Source organism: Devosia sp. MC532, from assembly GCF_016461625.1.
Lineage (GTDB): Bacteria > Pseudomonadota > Alphaproteobacteria > Rhizobiales > Devosiaceae > Devosia.
The window spans coordinates 110,339-133,874 of the sequence record NZ_JAEMNZ010000011.1 but is presented as its reverse complement, the minus strand read 5'-3'; the positions used below and the strand labels follow the sequence as shown (position 1 = coordinate 133,874).

The 23,536-nt window shown below is 57.2% G+C and carries 23 protein-coding genes and 1 tRNA gene; 8 read left to right on the top strand and 16 right to left on the bottom strand.

From position 1 onward, the window contains the following. Positions 1-303 precede the first annotated feature (303 nt). A complete protein-coding gene (glmS, locus tag JHC09_RS14285; protein WP_199532492.1) occupies positions 304-2,130 on the bottom strand; it encodes a glutamine--fructose-6-phosphate transaminase (isomerizing) in 1,827 nt (608 codons plus the stop codon). A gap of 2 nt (positions 2,131-2,132) precedes the next feature. After that, positions 2,133-3,482 (bottom strand): bifunctional UDP-N-acetylglucosamine diphosphorylase/glucosamine-1-phosphate N-acetyltransferase GlmU, encoded by a 1,350-nt coding sequence (gene glmU / locus JHC09_RS14280; protein ID WP_199532490.1) that lies wholly within the window; start codon positions 3,480-3,482, stop codon positions 2,133-2,135. 137 nt (positions 3,483-3,619) lie between these two features. Between glmU and JHC09_RS14275 the strand changes: the two genes are divergently transcribed. The 4 genes from JHC09_RS14275 to JHC09_RS14260 all read left to right on the top strand — a co-directional run bounded on the left by JHC09_RS14275 (position 3,620) and on the right by JHC09_RS14260 (position 5,371). Next, complete coding sequence (locus JHC09_RS14275) at positions 3,620-4,429, top strand: SPOR domain-containing protein (RefSeq protein WP_199532488.1); 810 nt, start codon at positions 3,620-3,622, stop codon at positions 4,427-4,429. Positions 4,430-4,484: 55 nt separating this feature from the next. Continuing rightward, positions 4,485-4,559 (top strand) — tRNA-Lys (locus JHC09_RS14270). A 67-nt stretch (positions 4,560-4,626) separates the two neighbouring features. Further along, positions 4,627-4,791: a hypothetical protein gene (locus tag JHC09_RS14265; RefSeq protein WP_169194835.1), complete on the top strand. Its 165-nt coding sequence runs from the start codon at positions 4,627-4,629 to the stop codon at positions 4,789-4,791. A gap of 52 nt (positions 4,792-4,843) precedes the next feature. Next, a complete protein-coding gene (locus tag JHC09_RS14260; RefSeq protein ID WP_199532486.1) occupies positions 4,844-5,371 on the top strand; it encodes a hypothetical protein in 528 nt (175 codons plus the stop codon). Here JHC09_RS14260 and map read toward each other — a convergent pair. The 3 genes from map to tgt are packed head-to-tail and all read right to left on the bottom strand — an operon-like array spanning position 5,368 to position 8,918. Further along, the gene (gene map, locus JHC09_RS14255) at positions 5,368-6,123 is read right to left on the bottom strand and encodes a type I methionyl aminopeptidase (protein ID WP_169194837.1); all 756 of its coding nucleotides are present in this window, start codon (positions 6,121-6,123) and stop codon (positions 5,368-5,370) included. The two genes, JHC09_RS14260 and map, sit on opposite strands and share 4 nt — an antisense overlap. 3 nt (positions 6,124-6,126) lie before the next feature. Beyond that, positions 6,127-7,767: a glucose-6-phosphate isomerase gene (gene pgi, locus JHC09_RS14250; protein WP_199532484.1), complete on the bottom strand. Its 1,641-nt coding sequence runs from the start codon at positions 7,765-7,767 to the stop codon at positions 6,127-6,129. 23 nt (positions 7,768-7,790) lie between these two features. Beyond that, positions 7,791-8,918 carry a tRNA guanosine(34) transglycosylase Tgt gene (gene tgt, locus JHC09_RS14245; RefSeq protein ID WP_169194839.1) on the bottom strand — a complete coding sequence of 376 codons (1,128 nt, stop codon included), beginning with the start codon at positions 8,916-8,918 and terminating at the stop codon, positions 7,791-7,793. Between the two features lie 190 nt (positions 8,919-9,108). Between tgt and JHC09_RS14240 the strand changes: the two genes are divergently transcribed. Next, positions 9,109-9,525 (top strand): hypothetical protein, encoded by a 417-nt coding sequence (locus tag JHC09_RS14240; RefSeq protein WP_199532483.1) that lies wholly within the window; start codon positions 9,109-9,111, stop codon positions 9,523-9,525. 6 nt (positions 9,526-9,531) lie between these two features. Here the strand turns inward: JHC09_RS14240 and JHC09_RS14235 are convergent, their stop codons facing one another. From JHC09_RS14235 to gyrA, 10 genes are all read right to left on the bottom strand, one after another. Continuing rightward, the gene (locus JHC09_RS14235) at positions 9,532-10,158 is read right to left on the bottom strand and encodes an exopolysaccharide biosynthesis protein (protein WP_199532481.1); all 627 of its coding nucleotides are present in this window, start codon (positions 10,156-10,158) and stop codon (positions 9,532-9,534) included. Next, positions 10,155-11,231, bottom strand: coding sequence for a tRNA preQ1(34) S-adenosylmethionine ribosyltransferase-isomerase QueA (queA, locus tag JHC09_RS14230; RefSeq protein ID WP_199532479.1), 1,077 nt, complete (start codon positions 11,229-11,231; stop codon positions 10,155-10,157). The genes JHC09_RS14235 and queA overlap by 4 nt, the downstream gene beginning before the upstream one ends. A gap of 56 nt (positions 11,232-11,287) precedes the next feature. Then, positions 11,288-11,737, bottom strand: coding sequence for a DMT family transporter (locus tag JHC09_RS14225; RefSeq protein ID WP_210257045.1), 450 nt, complete (start codon positions 11,735-11,737; stop codon positions 11,288-11,290). Between the two features lie 149 nt (positions 11,738-11,886). Next, positions 11,887-12,399, bottom strand: coding sequence for a peptidylprolyl isomerase (locus tag JHC09_RS14220; protein ID WP_199532478.1), 513 nt, complete (start codon positions 12,397-12,399; stop codon positions 11,887-11,889). Positions 12,400-12,526: 127 nt separating this feature from the next. Beyond that, positions 12,527-13,105, bottom strand: a complete 579-nt coding sequence (locus JHC09_RS14215; RefSeq protein ID WP_169194844.1) for a peptidylprolyl isomerase — start codon at positions 13,103-13,105, stop codon at positions 12,527-12,529. Between the two features lie 2 nt (positions 13,106-13,107). Beyond that, positions 13,108-13,602 carry a pantetheine-phosphate adenylyltransferase gene (coaD, locus tag JHC09_RS14210; RefSeq protein WP_199532476.1) on the bottom strand — a complete coding sequence of 165 codons (495 nt, stop codon included), beginning with the start codon at positions 13,600-13,602 and terminating at the stop codon, positions 13,108-13,110. 17 nt (positions 13,603-13,619) lie between these two features. Beyond that, the gene (locus JHC09_RS14205) at positions 13,620-14,153 is read right to left on the bottom strand and encodes a GNAT family N-acetyltransferase (RefSeq protein WP_210338167.1); all 534 of its coding nucleotides are present in this window, start codon (positions 14,151-14,153) and stop codon (positions 13,620-13,622) included. Further along, the gene (locus JHC09_RS14200) at positions 14,126-14,746 is read right to left on the bottom strand and encodes a LysE family translocator (RefSeq protein WP_199532473.1); all 621 of its coding nucleotides are present in this window, start codon (positions 14,744-14,746) and stop codon (positions 14,126-14,128) included. Before JHC09_RS14200 ends, JHC09_RS14205 begins: the two co-directional genes overlap by 28 nt. A 54-nt stretch (positions 14,747-14,800) precedes the next feature. Beyond that, the gene (locus JHC09_RS14195; protein WP_199532472.1) at positions 14,801-15,187 is read right to left on the bottom strand and encodes a tautomerase family protein; all 387 of its coding nucleotides are present in this window, start codon (positions 15,185-15,187) and stop codon (positions 14,801-14,803) included. A gap of 67 nt (positions 15,188-15,254) precedes the next feature. Then, on the bottom strand, positions 15,255-18,077 hold the full coding sequence (gene gyrA / locus JHC09_RS14190) for a DNA gyrase subunit A (RefSeq protein WP_349236554.1): 2,823 nt from the start codon (positions 18,075-18,077) through the stop codon (positions 15,255-15,257). Positions 18,078-18,306: 229 nt separating this feature from the next. Between gyrA and JHC09_RS14185 the strand changes: the two genes are divergently transcribed. The 3 genes from JHC09_RS14185 (at position 18,307) to JHC09_RS17205 (ending at position 22,665) form a co-directional block, all read left to right on the top strand. Beyond that, entirely contained in the window at positions 18,307-20,682 is a 2,376-nt protein-coding gene (locus tag JHC09_RS14185; protein ID WP_199532471.1) for an efflux RND transporter permease subunit, read from the top strand. 145 nt (positions 20,683-20,827) lie between these two features. Next, the gene (locus JHC09_RS14180; protein ID WP_169194849.1) at positions 20,828-21,358 is read left to right on the top strand and encodes a hypothetical protein; all 531 of its coding nucleotides are present in this window, start codon (positions 20,828-20,830) and stop codon (positions 21,356-21,358) included. A gap of 56 nt (positions 21,359-21,414) precedes the next feature. Further along, positions 21,415-22,665 carry a GGDEF domain-containing protein gene (locus JHC09_RS17205; protein WP_349236553.1) on the top strand — a complete coding sequence of 417 codons (1,251 nt, stop codon included), beginning with the start codon at positions 21,415-21,417 and terminating at the stop codon, positions 22,663-22,665. 1 nt (position 22,666) lies between these two features. Here JHC09_RS17205 and JHC09_RS14170 read toward each other — a convergent pair whose 3' ends face one another. Further along, on the bottom strand, positions 22,667-23,419 hold the full coding sequence (locus JHC09_RS14170) for an MBL fold metallo-hydrolase (protein WP_199532469.1): 753 nt from the start codon (positions 23,417-23,419) through the stop codon (positions 22,667-22,669). Positions 23,420-23,536: the final 117 nt, after the last annotated feature.

Below are 23,536 nucleotides of genomic sequence, written 5' to 3'. Positions count from 1 at the left end.
GCTGGGGAGGCCGAAAGGACGCGCCCAATGGCCCGAATGCCGGTGCCGTTGAGATACATCTGAACGGCCTGCGCTTTTGTCTGAGCGCTGAATTTAGGGGCGCGATCAGTAAAGTACCGACCACACTCCTTACAGCTAAATCGCTGGTAACCCGCCTTGAGACCGCGCTTGACCGTGGCAGTGCTAGAACAATCTGGACAATCCATCTCAAACCCTCCGGCAAATCACCCCCAAGCAGTCAAACTAGAATCCCAAATGAGCAAGTTGTAAACAGTCCCCTACCAGGGGGAGGCCGGGTGGGGGTTACTCCACCGTCACCGACTTGGCCAAATTCCGCGGCTGGTCCACGTCCGTGCCCATAAATACCGCCGTGTGATAGGCCAACAACTGCACTGGGATCAGTGCCAAAATCGGCGCCACAAATGGATGCACGTGCGGAATTTCGATAATATCGGCAACGCCATGCCCGACATGCTGCGCCCCTTCAGCATCGGTAATAAGAATAATCTTACCCCCGCGTGCCGCGACCTCCTGCATATTGGACAGCGTTTTATCGACCAGTTCATCAGAAGGAGCGACGACGATCACCGGCATGGCTTCATCCACCAGCGCAATCGGCCCATGCTTCAGTTCACCTGCTGCATAACCTTCGGCGTGGATATAGCTGATCTCTTTGAGCTTCAGCGCGCCCTCCATGGCGACCGGGAACATCGGACCACGACCGAGATAGAGTACGTCCTTCGCCCTGGAGAGGCGTTTGGCGATGTCCATGATCACGGCTTCGCTGCCCAAGGCCGCCGAAACCGCGCTCGGCAGCGCCGTCAGCGCCCGAACCATCTCCGCCTCTTGCTCGGCGCTCAATGCGCCGCGAGCTCGGCCAGCGGCGATGGCAAGGCTTGCCAAAGCGGTCAATTGCGCCGTCAGCGCCTTCGTGGAGGCAACGCCGATTTCCGGCCCGCACAGGATCGGGAAAACCACACCCGATTCACGTGCGATGGTCGATTCCAGCGTATTGACCAGCGAGGCCACATGCTGCCCCTGGCTAGCGCAATAGCGTAGCGCCGCCAGCGTGTCGGCCGTTTCGCCCGACTGCGAAATAAAGAACGACAGCCCGTTCTTTTCTAGCGGCGGTTCGCGATAGCGGAATTCGGAAGCCACATCGATATCGACCGGCAAGCGCGCATAGCGCTCAAACCAGTACTTTGCGATGGCCCCAGCATAATACGCCGTGCCGCAGGCCGACATGGTTAGGCGAGAAAGCTCAGCAAAATCAAAGGGTAAGCTCTCGCGGATAGCAACCTTCTCCTCACCCATATCCACATAGTGGCTCAGCGTGTGCGAGATGGTTTCTGGCTGCTCGTAGATTTCCTTGGCCATAAAGTGGCGATGATTGCCCTTGTCGACCAGCAGCGCCGAAGTCTGCGAAATCATCTTGGCGCGCTCAACCAGCGCATCCTTACCATCGCGAATGGTCACGCCCTTGGGCGTAATCACCGCCCAGTCGCCATCTTCGAGATAGGTCAGGCGCGAGGTAAACGGCGCCAGCGCCATAGCGTCCGAGCCGAGATACATTTCGGTCTCACCAAAGCCGACAGCCAGCGGCGCACCATGACGGGCCGCGATCAGCAAATCGCCCTGCCCCTTGAACATAAAGGCCAATGCAAATGCGCCCTTAAGCGCTTTTAGCGTCCGCGCAACCGCCAGCTCCGGGTCAGCCCCATGATCAAGCTCGCGCGTCACCCACAGCGCTACGCTTTCCGTGTCCGTCTGGCTGGTTTGCACATAGCCATCTCGCGCCAAATCCGCCAACAGCTCGCGAAAATTCTCGATAATGCCATTGTGCACCACAGCAACGCGCTTGGTCGCGTGCGGGTGGGCATTGGTCTCAGTCGGTGCGCCATGCGTCGCCCAACGGGTGTGGCCAATGCCAATAGTGCCAGAAAGCGGCTCCATGCCCAGCTTACTCGCCAGATTGCCCAGCTTGCCTTCCGCGCGCCGACGGGCGATCTCGCCGCCCTCCAGCGTCGCCACCCCAGCGCTATCATATCCGCGGTATTCCAGGCGCTTAAGCGCATCAACCAATCGTCCGGCGACAGGCGCGTCACCGACAATACCGACAATACCGCACATCGTTACTTCCCTTTCGCGGCCTTCTTCGCGAGGGCCCGCTCGCGCAGCTTTGGCGCGTAATCAGCCTTGTTTTCCTGACGCGCGCGCCCGAAAGCTACAGCATCAGCCGGAACATCTTCGGTTATGACGCTTCCCGAAGCAGTATAGGCACCATCACCAATCACAACAGGCGCGACGAGCGACGCATTTGAGCCAATAAAGGCATTTACACCAATAACGGTTTTATCCTTGTTAACGCCATCGTAATTACACGTAATCGTGCCTGCGCCAATATTTGTTTTGGCGCCAATCTCCGCGTCACCCAAATAGCTGAGATGTCCCGCTTTTACGCCATCGGCGAGCTTTGACTTCTTCACCTCAACAAAATTTCCGACGTGAACATCTTTGCCCAACTCCGCGCCGCCACGAACACGCGCAAAGGGACCAATACTGGCGCCCTCACCGATTACGACATCTTCGAGATCACAGAACGCACGAATTTCGACATTGTCGGCAATCTTAACGCCGGGGCCGAAAACCACATTGGGGAAGATGGTCACGTCACGCCCGCATTCCGTATCCCAGGAGAAGAAGACGCTCTGCGGATCACGCAGCGTCACCCCGTTTTCCATCATCTCCGCGCGTTTGAATTGCTGGAAAGTCGCCTCGGCCTCGGCCAGTTTGGTGCGATTATCCACGCCAACCAATTCGCTCGCATCAGCTTCGATATAGTCAATCTGGCGCTTATCCGCGACCGCGAGCTCTACCGCGTCAGTCAGATAGTATTCGCCCTTGGCGTTCTTGTTATCAATGCGATCAATAACAGCACGAAGCGTATCGGCGTTAAACGCGATAATGCCAGAATTACAAAGGCCTACGCGGCGTTCCTCGTCGCTCGCATCCTTGTGCTCGCGAATAGCCAAGAGCCGATTGCCGTCCGTGAGAAGGCGACCATAACCGGTGGGATTGTGTGGCCTAAAACCGACGACAACCATATCCGCGCCTGCATCAAGTCTTCCGACGATCTGGCCGATTGTTTTCTCGGTCACAAGCGGGGTGTCGGCGTAAAGAACGAGAACGTTGCCAGTTTCATTCTGAAACGCGTCACGCGCTTGCTGAACAGCATGACCTGTCCCAAGACGTTCCAGCTGACGCGCAATAAAAGCATTGCTCTCGAACCGAGTTACTGCCTGCTCAACTGCCTCGTGACCAGGCCCCACAACAACAGCAATGCGCGACCCAAATGATTTTGCTGTCCGCAAAACATGGCTCACCACAGGCAATCCACCCACGGGGTGTAATACCTTAGGCAAAGCGGATTTCATTCGCGTCCCTTCGCCAGCCGCGAGGATAATCGAAAGCAAATCAGCCATAACGCTCACTCCAATACCGAAAATCACTCGGCTTATGGTAAATAAATAGCCAACAACTATTGGCGAACCCACAACAACAGGCCAATCCTCATTTCCAGCATAAGGCTCGATTCGGGCCAAACATTTGAGGACTGCGATTGGCTAGAGCATCCGACCATTTCCGGCAATCCGACGTGACATTTTGGGGCCTAGTTGCCTTAGTCACAGCGGCGCTTGCTGTCATCAGCTCTAATGTGTCGGCAATCGTACCACACGATTTTATCAAAGCGTTACATACGCCCCGCATCAACTCTACTTCTGTAGAAGGACTGCGCGAACAGGTCAGCGGCCTCCAAGATAATCTGCAAAAACTCAATCAGGACTATCAGTCCCTGCAGTCGCAGACCCAGCTCCAGGACCAATCGGGCAAAGAGGTGTTGCGCCGAGTAAGTGCCCTAGAAGTCACAATACCCAATATTGTCGAAGCCATGCCGCGGCCAACCGTCGACGTCACCAGTTTGACCGCGACTGTCGACCAAGCCTCCGACCCGATTGAAATGGCGGCACTGGGTGGAAGCGTTGCTATCCGCCAATCCCCCTTGCCCGGTGCCCAACCCGTGCCGGTCACATTACCACAAGCCATGCCTGCGCCGCTCAGTGACGCGCCCAATTCGGTGCCACCGAACCCGATCCCCTATGGTGTTGCCATTGGCGGATTCGTTGCGCCACAAAATGCCGAAGCCACTTGGCGAGACCTTCAAATGAAGCTGGGACCACTACTTCTGGAGTTTTCCCCAGTCCTGAGTGCGCAGACTGACCAGGGTAACCGCATCCTTGTCGGGCCCATGGAAACCCTAGCAGAAGCTAGGCAAATGTGCGAACGACTTGAACGAATTGCCTTTTCCTGCCTGCCAGTGAGCTATGAAGGCCGCCAATTGTTTGCACAGGAACCGCATGAGGGCGGTTGACTTGGCGCGAACTCTAGCTATGTTCCGCCCCAACGCCGCAGGGCGTACATAGCGGGCGCCGGTAGCTCAGTGGTAGAGCATTCGACTTTTAATCGAATGGTCGCGGGTTCGACCCCCGCCCGGCGTACCACTTCCTTTCTATTCCCAATAAGATTTCAATGCCTTGGGCGAATGGTGTACCTGAGCGGTTCAGCTTTATGACCCAGACAGATCTCGATCCTGATCCCTATGCAGAGTTGGAATATCGCGCAGACGCTTTCGAGCTCGCCGAGGACTTCCGCAAGCCTATTCGCGTGCAGCGTGGCGCCCGTAAGGGCCCACCAAACTCTCTGAGTGGTGCACTGCGCCGTCGCTCGCTTTAGAATCAGCCCTGCCCCATGCTATGGGCAGACAAGCGACTTCTAAGGGGCACACATGTCGAACGATCTGGCAGATCTCATCAAGGTCATGGCCGTAACCCTGCTGGTGACTGCGGTCTCCACCTTGGTCATGCTCTATACGATCTGGCTGGTTCGTCGCTACGTTGGCGACATCCCCGTCATCGGCCTCGTTGGTCAGGTCGGCGTGCCCGGCGTGGCCGCCATGCTAGCGGACAACCGCATCTTCAGCACCTTGATCACGCTCCACGTCATTGCAACGGGCGTTGCCCTGCTCTTAGCAAGCAACACCATAGACATGGCCCTCCTGATCACGGCGAAGGCCGCTACGGTCATCCTCTCGACCCTTCTAGGCTATGCTGTGGGCTTTATGGGCTACTTACAGATCAACAACGCCGGCGCATTCAACCTGAACGCGCTGCTCCCAGCGATTATCGCTCTGCTGATCTATTTGGTGCTGAGCACTTGGGCCAGCATGCCCAGCCTGCGCAGGCTCAATCACCTGCGCTTCCCTTTGGGCATTCTCGCAATCCTGTTTGGACCGCTTCTTCTTACCGTACTTTAAGCAGCGACGGTGACGACCAGCGGACCGTTCTTGGTCGCAACAATCGTGTGCTCATACTGAACGGTCGGAGCCATTGGCTCCGCGATGAGCGTCCATTCGTCGTCTTCAGATTTTTGTTCTGCCCATTCGCCGCCAAGCGATAGGAATGGCTCAACCGTGAACACTAAACCCTCTTGGATAATGCGGCGCTCCGACTTATCCGGCCAGGTGGAAATCTGCCCCGGCTCATCGTGCAAGCTATCGCCAACACCGTGGCTGGCGAGGTTGCGGATCAGCGTATAGCCGCCCTTCTTGGCAAACTTGCCGATGGCGTCGCCAATATCGGCAAGGCGCGCACCGGGCTTAACAACCCGGATACCCGCCCACATCGCCTTTTTGCCATCGCGACAGAGGTTTTGCAGTCGCGGGCTCCCGCCGCCTAATACCAGCGACATGCCGCAGTCGGCATAGACGCCGTCCTTTACGGCAGAGACGTCAATGTTGACGAGATCGCCCTCAAGCAAAATCCGATTACCGGGAATGCCGTGGGCGATCTCTTCATTGACCGAAATGCAGGTCTGACCTGGGAATTGATAGGTCACTACCGGGGCAGAAAGAGCGCCATGTTCCGCAAGGACTTTGGCGCCAATCTCATCCAGCTCGAGTGTCGTCATACCGGCTTGCAGTCCTTCCGCCATGGCGTCTCTCGCCAGTGCGCAAATTCGGCCGATAGCTTTCAGTTTAACGAGCTGGTCCTCGGTAGTGATAATCAATTCTTATGCCTTGTTGGCGAGGTAGTATTTGACGAGCCCCTGCGTGGAGCTGTCATGGTTTTCTGCGGCCTGTTCGCCCTGCACCTTTGGCAACAGAGCCTTAGCCAGCTGCTTGCCGAGCTCAACGCCCCACTGGTCGTAGGAATTCACATTCCAAATAACGCCCTGCACGAACACCTTGTGTTCGTAGAGCGCGACCAGCGCACCAAGCAATTCCGGCGTCAGCTGCTTGTAAAACAGCGTGTTGGACGGACGATTGCCGGGGAACACCTTGTGTGGCGTCAATTCCTTGATCTCGTCCTTCGACAGGCCCTGAGCCTTAAGCTCTTCGACGACCTCAACTTCGGTCTTGCCAAGCATCAGCGCTTCAGACTGTGCCAACACATTGGCGACCAGCTTATCGTGATGCGGCGGCAGCTGTTCATGTGGCTGCGCAGCGATCAGGAAGTCACACGGAATAACGTCCGTGCCCTGATGGATCAGCTGATAGAATGCGTGCTGACCATTGGTGCCGGGTTCGCCCCAGACGATTGGCCCAGTCGACCAGCCAACGTTCTTGCCCGAAAGCGTCACGGACTTGCCGTTGCTTTCCATGTCCTGCTGCTGGAGATAGGCAGGGAAGCGGCTCAGGCGCTGGTCATAAGGCAACACGGCATGGGTCGAGAACCCCCAAGCGTTGCGGTACCACACGCCCAACATGCCCATGATCACCGGCAGGTTGTTTTCCAGTGGCGTTTCAAGGAAGTGGCGGTCCATAGCGTCGGCGCCAGCCAGGAACTTCTTGAAATTGTCAAAGCCAACGGCCAGTGCCACTGGCAGGCCGATCGCCGACCACACCGAGTAGCGACCGCCGACCCAGTCCCAGAAACCGAAGATACGGTCTTCGCGGATACCAAACTTGGCGCAGGCAGCGATATTGGTCGAAACTGCAGCAAAGTGGTTCGGAACAGCGTCTTCGCCGAGCGCCGAAGCCAACCAATTGCGCGCCGTATGCGCATTGGTCATGGTTTCGTCGGTGGTGAAGGTCTTGGACGCGACGATGAACAGCGTCTTGGCCGGATCAAGCCCCTTCAGCGTGTCATGCATATGCGCGCCATCGACGTTTGACACATAATGCGCGCGCAGGTCGGCACGGGTGTATGGCGCAAGGCCCAGCGTGACCATTACCGGACCAAGGTCCGAGCCGCCAATACCGATGTTGACGATGTCGGTGAACTGCTCGCCGCCATGGCCGCGAATGTCGCCCGAACGCACAGCGTTGGTATAGGCCTCAATGGCTGAAAGGACCTCACGAACGTCTGGCATGACGTCCTTGCCATCAACTTCCACCGGCTTGTCGCCCTGATAGCGCAGCGCCATGTGCATGACGGCGCGATCTTCGGTGATGTTGATGTGTTCGCCTTCGCACATCTGCGCACGGCGTTCTTCGACGCCCGCTGCACGTGCCATCTCAAACAGAGCGGCCATGACCTCTTCATCGATGCGGTTCTTCGAATAATCGAGAAGAATACCAACACCTTCCGCCGAGAAGCGCTTGAAACGGTTTGGGTCTTCCGCGAACAGCAGACGCATTGGGCGCTCTGCCATCACATCGACCATCTCGCTCAGCGCTTCGAAACCTGCCTTACGACCAGACTTACCCATGTGTTCCAACCCTTCTTCGACCATTAGAGTGGCGCAATATCACCAGCGGCCCACTGGGCGCGAGTTTCTGCAGCGAAATCGTTCATGCGCCCGGCCGAAATAGCCGCGCGAGCAGCTGCCGTAAGCTCTTGATAGTAAGCCAGATTGATCTGCGACAAGATCATCGCACCCAGGATTTCCTCGGTACGGATGAGGTGGTGCAGATAGGCTCGGCTCCAACGACGGCAATTTGGATTTGGCGAAGCCTCATCGAGCGGGCGATGATCTTCCTTATGGCGTGCATTCTTCAAATTAATGACGCCAAAACGCGTATAGGCGTGACCGTGTCGGCCAGCACGGGTCGGATGAACGCAGTCGAACATGTCGATACCGCGCTCAATACCGCCCAAAATATCATCCGGCTTACCAACGCCCATCAGATAGCGAGGACGCTCGGTCGGCAGTTCTGGGGTAATGTCAGAAAGCACGCGGAACATGACTTCCTGCGGCTCACCCACAGCCAGACCACCCACAGCATAGCCATCAAAGCCAATCGACTTCAGGCCCGCAGCTGAACGGGCACGCAGCTCTGGGTCATCCCCGCCCTGCACGATGCCGAACAGCGCACGGTTCTGCTGGTTGTTGAACGCAACCTTAGAGCGGTCAGCCCAACGGAGCGACAGCTCCATAGCGCGCTCGATTTCCTTACGCGGCGCTGGCAGCGAAATACATTCGTCCAGCTGCATAATGATATCGCTATCGAGCAGCGTCTGAATTTCGATCGACCGCTCTGGGGTCAATTCGTGGCTCGAACCGTCGATATGCGACTTGAAGGTCACACCCTTCTCGGTGAGCTTGCGGAGCTTCGCCAGCGACATAACCTGGAACCCGCCACTGTCGGTCAGGATCGGGCGCTGCCAGTCCATGAAGTCATGCAGGCCACCCAGTTTAGCGACGCGTTCCGCACCCGGACGCAGCATGAGGTGATAGGTATTCCCGAGCAGAATATCCGCACCGGTCTCGCGGACCTGTTCAGGATACATAGCCTTGACCGTACCAACGGTACCAACAGGCATAAATGCGGGCGTATTAATCTCACCGCGCGGCGTGTCGATACGACCGCGACGGGCCATGCCGTCCGTGGCGAGAAGCGAGAAGTTGACTTGTTTCATGGCCTGCGTTCTAGCCGTTTGTTTGCCGTCGGACAATGGAGCTTATCCCGTAGCGGTTACCCATATTCAGCGCATTACCCATGCGTTCTGCGAAGCCCGGGAAAACAAACATATCAAAACAGAAAACACAGAACTTGTTTGCGCCTCAATTATTCCGCCAAAATATCAGAACCATATGGAGGATTCTTGCATGCGCCTTGCCCCTTTAGCGCTTTCGATTGTGGTCGGTATGGCCGCACCAGCCTACGCAGATATTGCAGGGAAGTGGAGCGGCGAAGGTGAAGGCGACCTGTCTGCCGAAATCACCCATATCGAGGCCGACCGCTATGGCGTTTCGCTCTCAACAATTGTTCCGATTGGCGACACTGGTGGCTGTGCAGGTGGCATTGATGGTGAAGCGCTGTTCACCGCAGAGGGCGGTAATTTCTTCGTCGAAAACGAAGACTACAATCCGTCCGAACCACAATCTTACTACAACATCCGCATGTGCGAGATTTCCTTCAAGCTCACACCCGATGGCAAACTCATCACCGAAGAAGTCGAAGGCTGTGGTTACTATCACGGCGCCGCATGCGGGTTCTCGGGCAAACTGACGAGGATCGACTAATCCGCCTTACGCCAGCGCCCCAACGGCCGCGGCTCCCAGCTGGAAAACACCATAAACAAGCGCCAAAGCCACAGCGAACCCAATTGCTGTGGCAATCAATCCGATGATCAACGCAACGCCATCGCGGTTCAGCATGGCGAAAGCCACGATACACAACCCAACATTGGGAATGGCATTGATCAGCGGGATGGGAACAACCATTACCAGCCCCACAATCACCACCAATACCGCATAAGGAATGGTCATCACCGCGCCGGTCATCCAGCGCAGGCGCGGCCGCGAAAACCGCGCCACGATGGCCGAGACCCGCGCCACGATTTCACTCCCCTTCAGCAGTGGAGCAACCGGAAGCCGCCGATCCCCGATAATTCCCGGCAATCGGATTGTCCGACCCAAAAGCATAGCCACTGCGACAGCGATCATTGTCCAGGCGATAACGCCGCCGAAGCCTGGCGGACCGGGCACCATATTGAGCAGGCTCAGCAGCAAAAGGATAAGGCGATGGGACTTTTGCCCCATCGCCTCAATCAGTTCAGCAAACGTCAGCTTCGGCGAACCGCTCTCTGCCAGACGGCGCAAGACGGAAACGATGCGGTTTGAATAACCGACGATCGGCGCCGAAATATCACTCACGCAGCATCCTCAGCATGTGGCGCGCGATGCAGCAGCGAAGAGTCGCCGTAGGAATAGAACCGATAGCCATTAGCGATGGCGTGGGCATAAGCCTCGTGCATTTTCTCAAAGCCTGCAAAGGCCGACACCAGCATGAACAGCGTCGACTTGGGCAGGTGGAAATTGGTCATCAGCACATCAACCGTGTTGAAGCGATAACCCGGCGTGATGAAAATATCGGTATCGCCGACGAAGGACTCGAGCTTGCCCGTCGGACGCGACGCAGACTCGAGCAAGCGCAAGCTCGTCGTCCCCACAGCAACCACACGCCCACCAGCGGCGCGACGCGCATTGATGCGATCAACCGTTGCCTGCTCCAACTCACCCCACTCGGCATGCATCTTGTGGTCGTCGGTATCTTCCGCCTTCATCGGCAGGAATGTCCCCGCGCCCACATGCAGCGTCACGCGCTCGATCGTGACACCCATGGCTTCAATCTTGGCCAGCAACTCATCGGTAAAATGCAGGCCAGCGGTAGGCGCAGCCACCGCACCATCTTCAGCCGCATAAACCGTCTGATAGTCGGTCTTGTCACGTTCCTCGATGCCACGCTTCGCGCCAATATATGGCGGCAAAGGCATCGCGCCATTGGCTTTGATGGCCTCATCGAGCTGCGCGCCCGAGAGTTCAAACTTAATCGTCACCTCGCCAGCGTCACCTTTTTCGGTGATTTGGGCCCGCAACGCCTCACCCTCATGCCCGAGTTCGAGCAGATCCCCTTCAGCAAGCTTCTTGGCGCCGCGCGCAAAAGCGCGCCATGTGTTGGCGTCATCGCGCTTATGCAGGTTGAACGAAACCCCTGCCCGGTTTTCGCCGCGAATACGCTGCCCCTTGAGTTCCGCGGGCAATACGCGGGTGTCATTGACCACCAACACGTCGCCTGCACGCAGCAAGTTGAGCAAATCAGGAATATGGCTATCCACGAGCGCCGCGCCCGGACGCACGACCAACAAGCGCGCACTATCGCGCGGCTCAGCCGGATGCAGGGCAATCAGGTCTTCGGGGAGTTCAAAGTCGAAATCGGAAACACGCATGACGGCTCGTTACCATGTTCACGCCGCAACACAAACACGGCTCTCGCAAACACTGTCTAAAGCACCCGGATCATCACCGCGCCAATGATCAAAAGCGCCGCACCAGTGATGCGCCCGACACTGAGTTCGCGCACAGCCATGCCCATAAACCCGATTTTATCGAGCCACAGCCCAGCCATAAGCTGTCCGGTCACGGCCAGCGCCATCACTGCACCTGCCCCAATCATCGGCGTCAAAGTGATATTGGAAAACACATAGACTGCGCCCAGCAGCCCGCCGGCAATCAGCGTCCACCAGGCCGGTGCTGCAAAATTGATTGGGGTGGCAGTGACATTGCTGAACAAAAACGCCAGCGCCCAGAGCACAATCCCGCCCGCCAGAAACGACACAGCCGCCGCCGCGATTGGAACTTCGAGGGCTTTACCCAGATTGGCATTGATTGGCGCTTGAACAGCGATACACGCGCCAGCGACGACGCCCACGAGCGCCCAAAGAATTGCATCCATTTTCAAAGCAACGACCCTAGAAGACCCGACGGGGATGAACCATCAACCCATCGGCAATTACGCTCTTCCATTCCAGAGTCGGTCAACACGGTTTGAACTGTGTCGCCAAAAACAAACTGGCGACCCGAAGGCCGCCAGTCTGAAAACGATTATTCGGTGATGTCAGCAGCGACCTTGACCGAGATCATGTGATCCGGGTTGATCACTGGCTCGCCGCGCTTGATCTGATCGACGAATTCCATGCCTTCGATCACATTGCCCCAAACGGTGTACTGCTTGTCGAGGAAGCGAGCATCGCCGAAGCAGATGAAGAACTGCGAATTAGCCGAGTTCGGGTCCTGAGCGCGCGCCATCGACGCAGTGCCACGAACGTGTGGCTCAGCGTTGAATTCAGCCTTGATGTTCGGGTACTTCGAACCACCGGTACCAGCGCGAGCTGGGTTGAATTCTGGCAGATTGGTGTTGCCGAACTTCACGTCGCCGGTCTGCGCCATGAAGCCTTCGATCACACGGTGGAACACTACGCCATCATACGCGCCTTCACGAGCAAGCGTCTTGATGTGCGCAACGTGGCCAGGAGCCACTTCTGGCTTCATGGCAATAACCACTTTGCCCTTGGTGGTTTCGATGACGAGGGTGTTTTCCGGATCGGCGTAGGCCATGTGACTGCCTCTTGATTTAAAATTTGTTGGGCGGGTTTAGGCGGTATGGGCAGCAAGCGCAAGCGCTTCGGCACTTCCCACAATCATGACAAAGCCCCCAGACACTCCGGGGGCTTTGACTGAGCTGTTACTTATATTCGATTTCAGCGTCGATGATCTTGTCGGGGTTAGCGACCGAACCATTGTTCGACTGGTTGCCCTTTTCGAGCGCGTCGACAAGTTCCATGCCCGACGCAACCTTACCGAAAACAGTGTACTGGTTGTCGAGGAAGCTCGCGTCAGCGTAGGTGATAAAGAACTGCGAGTTAAACGAATTCGGGTCAGACGAGCGCGCTGCGCCGACGATACCGCGCTGGAAGCTTTCCTTGTTGAATTCAGCTTCTACGTCTGGCAGGTCCGAACCGCCCATGCCCGCACGGCCGAGGTTAAACTCAGCGCCCTCAGTCTTGCCGAACTGCACGTCGCCGGTCTGGGCCATAAAGCCATCAATCACACGGTGGAAAACAACACCGTCATAGTCACCACGCTTGGTCAGCTCGACGATGCGCTCGACATGCTTTGGTGCCAACTCAGGCAGCAGTTCAATATCGACCACGCCGTCTTCCAGCGTCAGGATGAGGTGCGGCTTACCTTCTTGGGCGAATGCGGGAGCCGCAACCAGCGAAACACTCAGCGCAAGCGCAGCGAAAGTACGGCGAGTAATCATGGTCATTTCTTTTGAAGAGCCTTGAGAACGATTGAAGGTACAAAAGCGGAAATATCGCCGCCCATTTCAGCGATCTGACGCACTAATGTGGCCGAGATGTGCCGAACAGGCGGGCTTGATGGCAGAAACACAGTTTGTAGGTCCGGCGCCATTTGCGCATTCATACCCACCATCTGCATTTCATAATTATAGTCGGTCGTATCACGCAGCCCGCGAATGATCAGCTTGGCGCCATGTTCGCGCGCCACATTGACCATGAGCCCCGAGAAATCGACGAATTTGAATTCGGTCTGGGTACGCACGCCGATCGGGCCGAGCACCTGTCGCAGAATTTCGGTACGATCTTCGTGTGTGAACAGAGGGTTCTTTTTCGTGGCACTCACGCCAACACCGACAACAAGCACATCCACGAGCTTGCAGGCCCGCTCAATAACATCGAGATGACCATTGGTCAGCGGATCGAACGAGCCAGGATAGAACCCAACAAGATTAGCCACAAAAACCTCCCTGTGCGTTAGCTCGTTTTGTCATGTGAACTGGACCGAGGCAAGTCTCTGGAAAAGATGATCAAAAGCTCGGGTCCAACGTTTTGCTCAATAATCTTCCAGCCAAGTCTCTTATAAAAAGCCTGCAACGGCGGTGTCGCGGAGAGATATACTCTGTAATGCCCGAGCCGTCGCAGACGCATGGTAACCTCAGCAACCAGCGCTCGGGCCACGCCTTTACCTCTCGCCCAGTCCTCGACCCATAATGCGGCCAGACATGGGGATAGTTCCGGGCGCACGAAAATATCGCTGTCGATTGCCGTAACAGTCCCTGCGAACTGACCTTCGAGAAGTGCGACGAGCGTAAAAGGAAACTCCTTCGCGTCCAAAACCGCAGAGAGCTCCGATTGCACGCTCTCTAACGCCTCTCCAGATGGCTGCCACCAAGTGCGCCACAGCCGGTCAGTAACAACATCCAAATGTGTCCGTGCGTCCTGCAACCTACAAATGGTGAGCGTGGAAATCTGCAGCCCCCTCAAGCCTTCTGCATGAAAGCCAGCCACACGGCTCCGAGCATCAGGATCACCCCCGAAACCCGCGATACCAACTGCACGCGCTGCGCGCTGATCAACTCGCGAGCTCGCCCGGCGACTAATGCATACAGCGCGTCCGTAGACCCCGCGACCAGCATGAAAAATATCCCCAAGGCCATAACCTGCGGAAACGCCGGCTGATTGAGGTCAACAAACTGCGGCAGAAAAGCGCCAAGGAAAATCAGCACCTTGGGATTGCTCAGAATGACGAGAAACCCTTCTACTGCAATGCGGAAATTGGAGCGTTCAGTCTTCACAGCGCCCCGCCCGAGTTCACCTTTGGACCGGAACATGTTCCAGCCCAGATAGACAAGGTAGCCAGCGCCAATCAGCTTGATGATGTCGAAGGCCCAGCCCATAAACGCAACGAGCGCCTCCATGCCGAGGGCGACGACAAATGTCATTGCCAGAAACCCGGCCTGCGTACCGGCGACAATAGCCAGACCGGCCTTAGTGCCGCGTGCTAGCGAATTGGCAATGATCACCGTCACCGTCGGGCCGGGAACGATGGCCAACAGAAAGCAAGCGACCAGATAAGGCAGAAGCGTAGATATGGAGACCATCCGTCATCCCCCAGAGCGTGTTCTCAAAACCCCTATCAGGGCGTGCCTAAAGCCTCACACGTCAACCTTGAACCCAAGTTCGATTTCGCTGGCCGGAAGCCCACCCAGCCCCCAGTTTTCCCGCGGAACCTCGTGCAAGATCACCTTGACGTCATGGGCTGCAACACCGAACGGCGCTAGCTCTGCCACCAGCGCAGCATAAAGACGATGTTTGGCCTCGATGCTCCGCCCTGTGAAGAGGCTAACCTCAATCACCACATAACCCGGGCCCTTCTCCTTGCCCGTGATGAAGGCTTCATCATCAATCTCGACAAGCCTGACGCAGCGATCATTTTCGGGGATCAGAATGCCCGTGATCAGCGCCCGCTGAACGGCTTCCAGAAACTCCCGGCGCCTCTCTCCCAACCAGCCAAATCGTGTTTCAATTCGCGTTGAAGGCATAGCTCTCTCAACTCATATTTCAGCACAAACAAAAGGGCCGTCCCAATGGAACGGCCCTTTCAATTATTTACTCTTGGTCGCCCTCTGGAGGCGTCTCGCCTGCATCAGGTTCGCTCGGCGGCGCTTCTGGCGCAGTCGGATCGGCCGGAGCCTCACCGTCAGCTGCAGTTACGACCACGTCTTCATCATCTTCCGGCTCGGAGATGTGCTCGACCGAAACGACCTTCTCGCCGTCAGCTGTGTTGAACACAATCACGCCCTGCGAGCCACGGCTCACGATACGGATTGGCTTATCACCGCCCACTGGCAGACGAATGGTCTGGCCGCCATCAGAGATCAGCATGATCTGGTCAGCGTCTTCGACCGGGAAGGACGCAACGAGATTGCCGTTACGCTTGTTCACCGCCATGGCCACGATGCCCTTACCACCGCGACCGGTGATACGATATTCGTGGCTCGAGGTGCGCTTGCCATAGCCGTTTTCGGAGATGGTCAAGATGAACTGCTCGACAGCACTCATCTCAGCGTAGCGTTCCTGGCTCAACTCGCCAGCAGCGACTTCACCTTCGTCCGAACCGCCCTCTTCGCTTTCACCTTCGCCACGAACGGCTCGGCTCATCTTGAGGTAGGCAGCACGTTCTTCCGCACTCGCGTCCGAGTGGTTGATGATCGTCATTGAGATGACCGTGTCGCCTTCGGCAAGCGCGATACCACGCACGCCCATGGAGTCACGGCCCTTGAACAGACGGACGTCATCAACGCGGAAGCGGATCGCCTGACCCAGTGCCGTCGTCATCAGCACGTCGTTGTTCACGGTGCAGGTATCGACGCCGACGATGGAATCGCCCTCATCGAGCTTCATCGCGATCTTGCCGTTCTGACGCACTTCGACAAAGTCGGACAGCGAGTTACGGCGAACCGTACCGCGCGTTGTCGCGAACATAATGTCGAGGTTGCTCCAGGTGGTTTCATCCTCTGGCAGAGGCATGATCGAGGTGATGCGTTCACCCTGCTCAAGTGGCAGGATGTTGATCAGCGCCTTGCCCTTGCCGTTGACGGCAGCGAGCGGTAGACGCCAGACCTTGAGCTTGTAGGCGATACCACGGTTGGTGAAGAACAGAACCGGCGTATGCGTATTGGCAACAAACAGACGCGAAACGAAATCTTCCTCACGCGTCGCCATGCCGGAGCGGCCCTTGCCGCCACGGTTCTGTGCACGATAGGTCGAGAGCGGAACGCGCTTGATGTAGCCCGCATGCGACACGGTCACGACCATGTCTTCGCGCGCCATCAGGTCTTCGTCATCGAAGTCTGCAGCGTGGTCGGTGATCTCAGTGCGACGCGGCTTGCCGAACTCTTCGCGGATCGCTTCAAGTTCTTCGCGAATGATCGCGCGGATACGGGTGATCGAGCGCAGAATGTCGAGATAGTCCTCGATTTCCGTGCCAAGACCATTCAGTTCTTCGCCGATTTCGTCACGACCCAGAGCGGTCAAACGAGCCAGACGCAGTTCGAGAATAGCGCGAGCCTGTTCTTCCGAAAGGTTGAATGTCTCGTCGTCATTCATACGGTGACGCGGATCGTCAATCAGCCTGATCAGCGGCGCAACATCAGCAGCGGGCCAGCGGCGAGTCATCAACTGCTCACGCGCTGTCGCCGGATCGGGCGCAGTACGGATCAGGGCAATGACTTCGTCAATATTCGCCACCGCAACGGCCAAGCCGACCAAGATATGCGCGCGGTCACGCGCCTTGTTCAGTAGGAAGCGTGCGCGACGCGTTACGACTTCTTCGCGGAACTGCACGAAAGCCGACAAAATCTGCTTGAGATTCATCAGCTCTGGCTTACCGCCGTTCAGCGCAACAAAGTTGCAGCCAAACGAGCTTTGCAGCTGGGTGTAGCGATAGAGCTGGTTGAGCACGACCTCAGGAAGCGCATCGCGCTTCACTTCGATTACAATGCGCATGCCTTCGCGGCTGGATTCGTCGCGCAGGTCGGAAATACCCTCGACGCGCTTTTCGCGCACGAGTTCAGCAATCTTTTCAACGAGATGCGCCTTGTTCACCGCATATGGAATTTCGGTGATGACGATAGCTTCACGGTCCTTGCGAACCTCTTCCACCGTCGAGCGACCACGCACCATGATCGAGCCACGGCCGGTCTCATAAGCCTGACGGATGCCCGCACGACCCAGAATAATGCCGCCTGTCGGGAAGTCAGGACCGGGCAGATGCTCGATCAGCTCTTCGACGGTGATGTCTGGATTGTCCAGCACAGCCAAAGCGGCATTGATCGTTTCGCTCAGATTGTGAGTCGGGATATTGGTGGCCATGCCCACCGCGATCCCCGTCCCGCCGTTGACCAGCATGTTCGGGAAGCGTGCAGGCAACACAGTCGGCTCACGTTCAGAGCCGTCATAGTTGTCGCGGAAGTCGACCGTGTCCTTGTCGAGGTCGTCGAGCAAGGAGTTGGTGATCTTCTGCATGCGCACTTCGGTGTAACGCATAGCGGCCGGCATATCGCCGTCCACAGAGCCGAAGTTCCCTTGACCCTGAGCCAGCATCTCGCCCATGGCGAAATCCTGAGCCATACGGACCAAGGCCATATAGATCGAGGAGTCACCGTGAGGGTGATACTTACCGATAACGTCACCGACCACACGCGCCGATTTACGGAACGGCTTGTTGTACTCGTAACCGTTCTCGCTCATCGAGAACAGGATACGACGGTGAACAGGTTTTAGGCCGTCACGGACGTCTGGCAGAGCACGACTCACAATCACGCTCATCGCGTAATCGAGGTAGCTCGTGCGCATTTCGTCGGTGATGTAGATCGGTTCGATGTCTGAGGTTGGCGAAGCGCCGGCCCCATCTTCTGGCGTGTCTGTCACTGTGTGATTCTACATTGATGCAGTTGGCCTAATTGATAGGCGATTCCACCGGAAATTACCAATTTTGCACCTCCCCACCCTGTGGACGGGGCTTTTCACAGGATTTCACGGCTTCAAGGCTCTGGAACGAGAAGCAGAAGTTTGAAACTGCGCTCTGTCGCTAGACGGGCCTAGGGTGGTTTCATACAAATCCGGCAATCTATTTCCGACACCGGGGAGTCGGTCGCAAGTGTCTCAGCCGTCCATATTCAAACGCGCGCTCGACCGCGTCACGCACAAGCGCTCCATCGGCTTTGGGCTGGAACACATCGGGCTGACGACCCTACGCCACCCCAAAATCGTGGCGCTCCTCGTTGTACTTTTGTCGATTGCCACCTTCAGCCAGCTCCCCAAAGCCAATGTCGACGGCGATCTTCTCCGCGTCTTCGCCCATTCTGGCGAGCACTATGACGCTTATGAAGACCTCTCTCGCACCTTCGGCACCTTCGAAAATGACATCTATGTCATGGTCACAGCTGAGCGGCTGGTCGAGCCCGAGGTCTTGGAAGAAATCCGCAGCCTCGCCTTTGAGCTGGAACTCAACGAGTTCGTCACCGGCACCATGTCCCCCTTCACCATGCGCACGCCGACTTGGGACGGCTCTTCCGTTCCCGCTGTGCCAGAGGACATGCTGACGCCCGACGAAGTGGCAATGACGCTCATGGATCTGCAGCAATACGATCCCATGATGCGCAATCTGATCACGCCGGACCTAGATGGCGTGGTCCTCATCGTCTTCACCGATAAGGATATGGTGTCAGAGCATGGCGCCCCCGTCATGATTGCCTCTTTGCGCGAGAGCCTCGCGCTCTACGAAAGCGCCGATATTCAGACAGAGGTTACAGGCCCGCCGATTTGGACCGGCGAGATGGTCAATGCCTCTGTGTCGGACCAGATCAAGTTCACCATCTGGGGCTTTGCCCTCGGCGCGATCATTGCCTTCGCCACGCTGCGTAGTTTCTGGGGCGCACTGCTCGTCGCCGCCACCCCATTCGTCGCTGTCTCATGGACCATGGGCGCCGCGCTCTATTTCTTCGGCTCCTTCACCTTCCTCACCATCATCGTGACAACACTGGTGCTGGTGATCTCCTTTGCCGAAGCCATGTTCTTCATCTTCAACTGGCTTGGCTATTGGCGCGACGGCATGGAGCCAAACGAGGCCGTAGACGCCACTGTCAAACTGGTCGGTCCGGCCGCGGCGCTGACCATGCTCACGACCTTTGTCAGCTTCGCCTCGCTCTCCCTCACGCCGGGTCAGGGCATTCGCGAATTCTCCATCGCCGGCGCCATGGGCACATTCCTGCTCTTTGTGTGCCTGATGACCTTCCTACCGCTGCTGCTCAAACTGGCGATCAAGCTCGGCTTTACTCCGCCCAAGCGCTATTCTCGAGCGCTCACCGCCCCCCTGCCCCTGAGCTGGAAACTCGCCAACAAGTTCGGTCGGCCAATTTCCGTCGCAGCGATTGTCGTCACCCTCCTGCTGCTCATTCCTTATGCGCTGATCAAGCCGCACTTCTCCTTTGAAGATTTCATGGCCAAGGACTCGATGGCCTTGGCTACCGCCGAAAGCATCGACGAAGGTGTTGGTGGCGTTGCCCCGCTCTATGTCCGCATCGGCCTAGCCGATCCCGGCGACGGCCTGAGTGACCGCGACTTTACGAAGATCCAGACTGTCCACGCGATCACCGAAAAACACGTCGGTGAAAACAAGGTCATCTCTGCCGCGAGCATCACCGAATATGCTGCCGCGGGCCTAACCCATGACGAGCTCTTTGAATCCGTCGGGCCCTTCATGCAGCGCCGTTTCATCAATGAGGAAGGCTCGCAGGCGCTCGTGACGGGCTTTATCCCGACGATCATTCAATCCGACGCTTTGCAGGACATGGTCGACGCCATGCAGGCAGACCTTCGTGCAGCCGGTATTGACGATGCCACTGTTGGCGGCTTCCGCGTATTAGCCACTCTGGCCACCGATGACATCGTCCGCGGGCTCCAGCTTGATCTCACCCTATCGGTCCTTATCAACCTGGCGCTCATTGGCTTTGCCTTCCAAAGCTTCCGCGTCGCGCTGGCCTCGGCGATCCCCAATCTCTTCCCAATTTTAGCAACCGAAGCCTGGCTCTATTTCAGCGGTGCAGGCCTTCAACTGACCACAGTCATCGCCCTCACCATCGCCTTCGGCATCGCCGTCGACGACACCGTCCACTTCCTCTCACACTATCTCCACGCTCGCCGAGCCAAGGGCCTAGAGCATAAGGAAGCGGTCAAGCACACCATCGACCGCATTGGCGGCGCCATCATCGCCACCACCATCATCCTGTGCGCGGGCGTGTTCATCGTCGTGTTCTCGGACCTGCCACAGGTTGCCCTGTTCGGCACTCTGTTCGTCGGCACACTCGCTTTTGCGCTCATAGGGGATCTTTTCATTCTCCCGGCCCTGCTGGTTGCTGGCGGAAAGTTCTTCCAGCCCTTGGGAAAAATCAGTGTTCAACTCGGTGAAGAAGCTGGGAGCAACATGGACGCCCACGCGCCGGATCTAAAATCGGCAACAAATCCGAAACCGTGATAGCGGATTATGCTGAGCGAGCTTGCCGCTCAGTTTGAGCTCCGCCTAGAGTCGCATGACGATTCTCAGTAGGCATGACGCCGACAAAGTAAAAGTTTTTGCGTCCTAAAGAGAGACGCAACGCATACACCGGGGGGCTTCGGCCGTGACATTCTTTAAGACTTTCGTGCGCTTGGCTGCACTGGCCGCAGTTTTTGTCGGCGCACCGACGAGCCTTTCGCCGGTCATTGCGGCGCCAGCGGATGTCGCCCTGATCAAGTCCTACATTGGGGAATGGCGCGGTCGTGGAACGCTTTATGGCGCAACCACAGAAAGTGTGGTCTGCCGCCTCACCATGTCCCAGGGGAATGGCGACAAGGTGAACTACAATGGCCGATGCACTCTGGCAGGCACCACCATGTCGCTCGCCGGCACCGTTGCATTCAACGAGCAAACGCGCCGCTACGAAGCCGCCCTCACCACGAACGCCACCTTCCACGCCACGGCCATTGGTCAGAAGCGCGGTCGAAATCTGATCTTCAACCTGCGCGAACGCGAGCAGGACGAGAAGGGTAAAGACCTCAACATCTCGGCTCAGATCCAGCTCACAGGCGAGAGCATCGGCATCGTTTTTGAAGCCATTTACATCGAGTCCGGCGATAGCCTGCGCGCTGAAGTTCCGCTGACGCGAAACTAAACCATCGCGCTAACGCGCCGCACAATGAACACGCCGTCAATTTAAGGAATATGATCGTGTCTCAGTCCCAGCCGCTCATCTCGGCACTGCATCGCTTGCAGTCCGACGAAGAATGGCTGGACACTGTTCGCATGGCCATTGGCTGGGAAGGCGCGGGCTTACAGTCGGCCGACGGCGCATGGCAAATTCACATCGGTCTTTCGCTATCCGACATCGATTATTCGCCGATCCGTTCCGATGAGGGCACGGTACACACTTTGCCAAACGGCATGAGCTTGATTGGTGTACCTTTCCTCTCAGCCTATGCCACTGAGCCCCACTGGTGCGTGTTCTGGACCTATGAGCGGCGCTCCCCGGCAGACCTCTACCAGGCCTTGGCGAAGGCGACGGCACTTCTAGCCAAAAGCGCACTTGGCCAACATCGCAAAGCCGCAGATCATCACGCCGAGCTCGTCGAGCGCGCCGCAGCCACCGCGCGAATAGGCGTCTGGGGCTGTACTTTGCCTGACGAAACGCTGTCCTGGAGCGATGGTGTCTACGACCTGTTCGAACTGCCGCGTCGCACGATCGTTTCGCGCGATGAAGTGTTGCGCCTGTACAGCGCAGAGTCAGCCGCCGAGCTTGAACAACGCCGGGCCCGTGCCATCGAAACCTTGACGGGGTTTTCTATGGACGCTGACATCATTACCGCGAAGGGCAATAAGCGCATTCTGCGCATTACCGCCGCCATTGATCACATCAATGGCGTCCCGACGCAGATTTATGGCGTCAAGCAGGACATCACGGCAGAACACGCACTCGTCGAACAAACCCGCCTACTGGCTGAAACTGACCCACTGACCGGCATCGCCAACCGCATCCGCTTCCAGTCCTGCCTCGATGACTTGCACGGACGATCAAAGCCTCAGGCCGTCGGCGCCCTCCTGCTCGTCGACCTCGACAAGTTCAAGACCATCAACGACACACTCGGCCATCTTGCAGGGGACGCCTGCCTCATTGAGACGGCACGCCGCCTTAAAGCTGTCGTGCCTCCCTCCGCACTCGTGGCCCGTTTGGGTGGCGACGAGTTCGCTATCGTGACGGATGCTTCCGAGCCCTTTGATCACACTCTACCAAACACCGTTTTGGCGGCCTTCGCCGCCCCGATGATGTTCGGCGACAAATCGTGTCGTATTGGGATTTCGATTGGCGTCGCAGTACGTCAGGCAGACGATGTGGCAGACACACTCTACCACAGCGCCGATCTGGCCCTTTATCAGGCCAAGGAAAGCGGCCGCGGAACGTGGCGCCTGTTCCGCGACAGCTAATTCAAGCGTACCAGTTGCGCATGCGCAGCTCGATCCCTTCATCCAAGCCCGTTTCCAGTGGGCTGAGGTCACTTTTCCCAAAATGATAGGGATAAACAATCTTGGGCTTGAATGTATTGATCGCGTCAAGCGCTTGGTCAGGCGTCATCGTATACGGCAGGTTCATTGGCACGAAGGCCACGGTGATATCCGTTAGCGCCAGCATGTCGTCGGTTGGCTCTGTATCGCCAGCCACATAGACAGTCACATCGCCAAAGCTCAGTACGTAGCCATTGCCGACGCCCACGGGATGATAATTCATCCTGTCTGCCGTGATGTTGTGCGCCGCAATAGCACGCACTGGAATATCGAGCAGACTACCCTCTGCTCCATTGGCCAGAGCAGTTGCATTGGCTTTCAGTGCTGGAGGCAAAAGGTCAAACACTTCCTGATTGGTAATCAGCTTGGCATCCCCAGCGATGGCCATGAGCGTTTGCAGATGGAAGTGGTCCTGGTGACCATGTGTGATCACGATAGCATCGGCTGGCGGCAAGTTCGCATAGAGCTCAGCCCCGCCAACAGGGTCGACATAGATCGCTTTGCCACCCCACTCCAACACGAGGCTGGCGTGGTTTACTGGGTGAATGAGCAGATCGCCCCCGCTGGTTGGAATTGTGTCTGCGCTTGCCTCCTGCGCCATAACCAACCCTCCACTCGTGGCCGCACCCAAAGGCAGCAGTGCCATGCCAAACAAAACTGAACGTCGTTGTACCATTTCTTCCTCCAAGAAAATTCCCACGTTTGCCGAGTGTAAAGCGCTCTACCAAACCTATGCTTTGCATCAATATTGCAAAACTCTAACGCGCATCCCCCCTCGCACCAACCCAAATCT

Coding starts and splice junctions, on each gene's coding strand:
- glmS (WP_199532492.1), bottom strand. CDS start 2,130: ATGTGCGGTATTGTCGGTATTGTCGGTGACGCGCCTGTCGCCGGACGA.
- glmU (WP_199532490.1), bottom strand. CDS start 3,482: ATGGCTGATTTGCTTTCGATTATCCTCGCGGCTGGCGAAGGGACGCGA.
- JHC09_RS14265 (WP_169194835.1), top strand. CDS start 4,627: ATGACCCAGACAGATCTCGATCCTGATCCCTATGCAGAGTTGGAATAT.
- JHC09_RS14260 (WP_199532486.1), top strand. CDS start 4,844: ATGTCGAACGATCTGGCAGATCTCATCAAGGTCATGGCCGTAACCCTG.
- pgi (WP_199532484.1), bottom strand. CDS start 7,767: ATGGGTAAGTCTGGTCGTAAGGCAGGTTTCGAAGCGCTGAGCGAGATG.
- tgt (WP_169194839.1), bottom strand. CDS start 8,918: ATGAAACAAGTCAACTTCTCGCTTCTCGCCACGGACGGCATGGCCCGT.
- JHC09_RS14240 (WP_199532483.1), top strand. CDS start 9,109: ATGCGCCTTGCCCCTTTAGCGCTTTCGATTGTGGTCGGTATGGCCGCA.
- queA (WP_199532479.1), bottom strand. CDS start 11,231: ATGCGTGTTTCCGATTTCGACTTTGAACTCCCCGAAGACCTGATTGCC.
- JHC09_RS14225 (WP_210257045.1), bottom strand. CDS start 11,737: ATGGATGCAATTCTTTGGGCGCTCGTGGGCGTCGTCGCTGGCGCGTGT.
- JHC09_RS14220 (WP_199532478.1), bottom strand. CDS start 12,399: ATGGCCTACGCCGATCCGGAAAACACCCTCGTCATCGAAACCACCAAG.
- JHC09_RS14215 (WP_169194844.1), bottom strand. CDS start 13,105: ATGATTACTCGCCGTACTTTCGCTGCGCTTGCGCTGAGTGTTTCGCTG.
- JHC09_RS14200 (WP_199532473.1), bottom strand. CDS start 14,746: ATGGTCTCCATATCTACGCTTCTGCCTTATCTGGTCGCTTGCTTTCTG.
- JHC09_RS14195 (WP_199532472.1), bottom strand. CDS start 15,187: ATGCCTTCAACGCGAATTGAAACACGATTTGGCTGGTTGGGAGAGAGG.
- JHC09_RS14170 (WP_199532469.1), bottom strand. CDS start 23,419: ATGGTACAACGACGTTCAGTTTTGTTTGGCATGGCACTGCTGCCTTTG.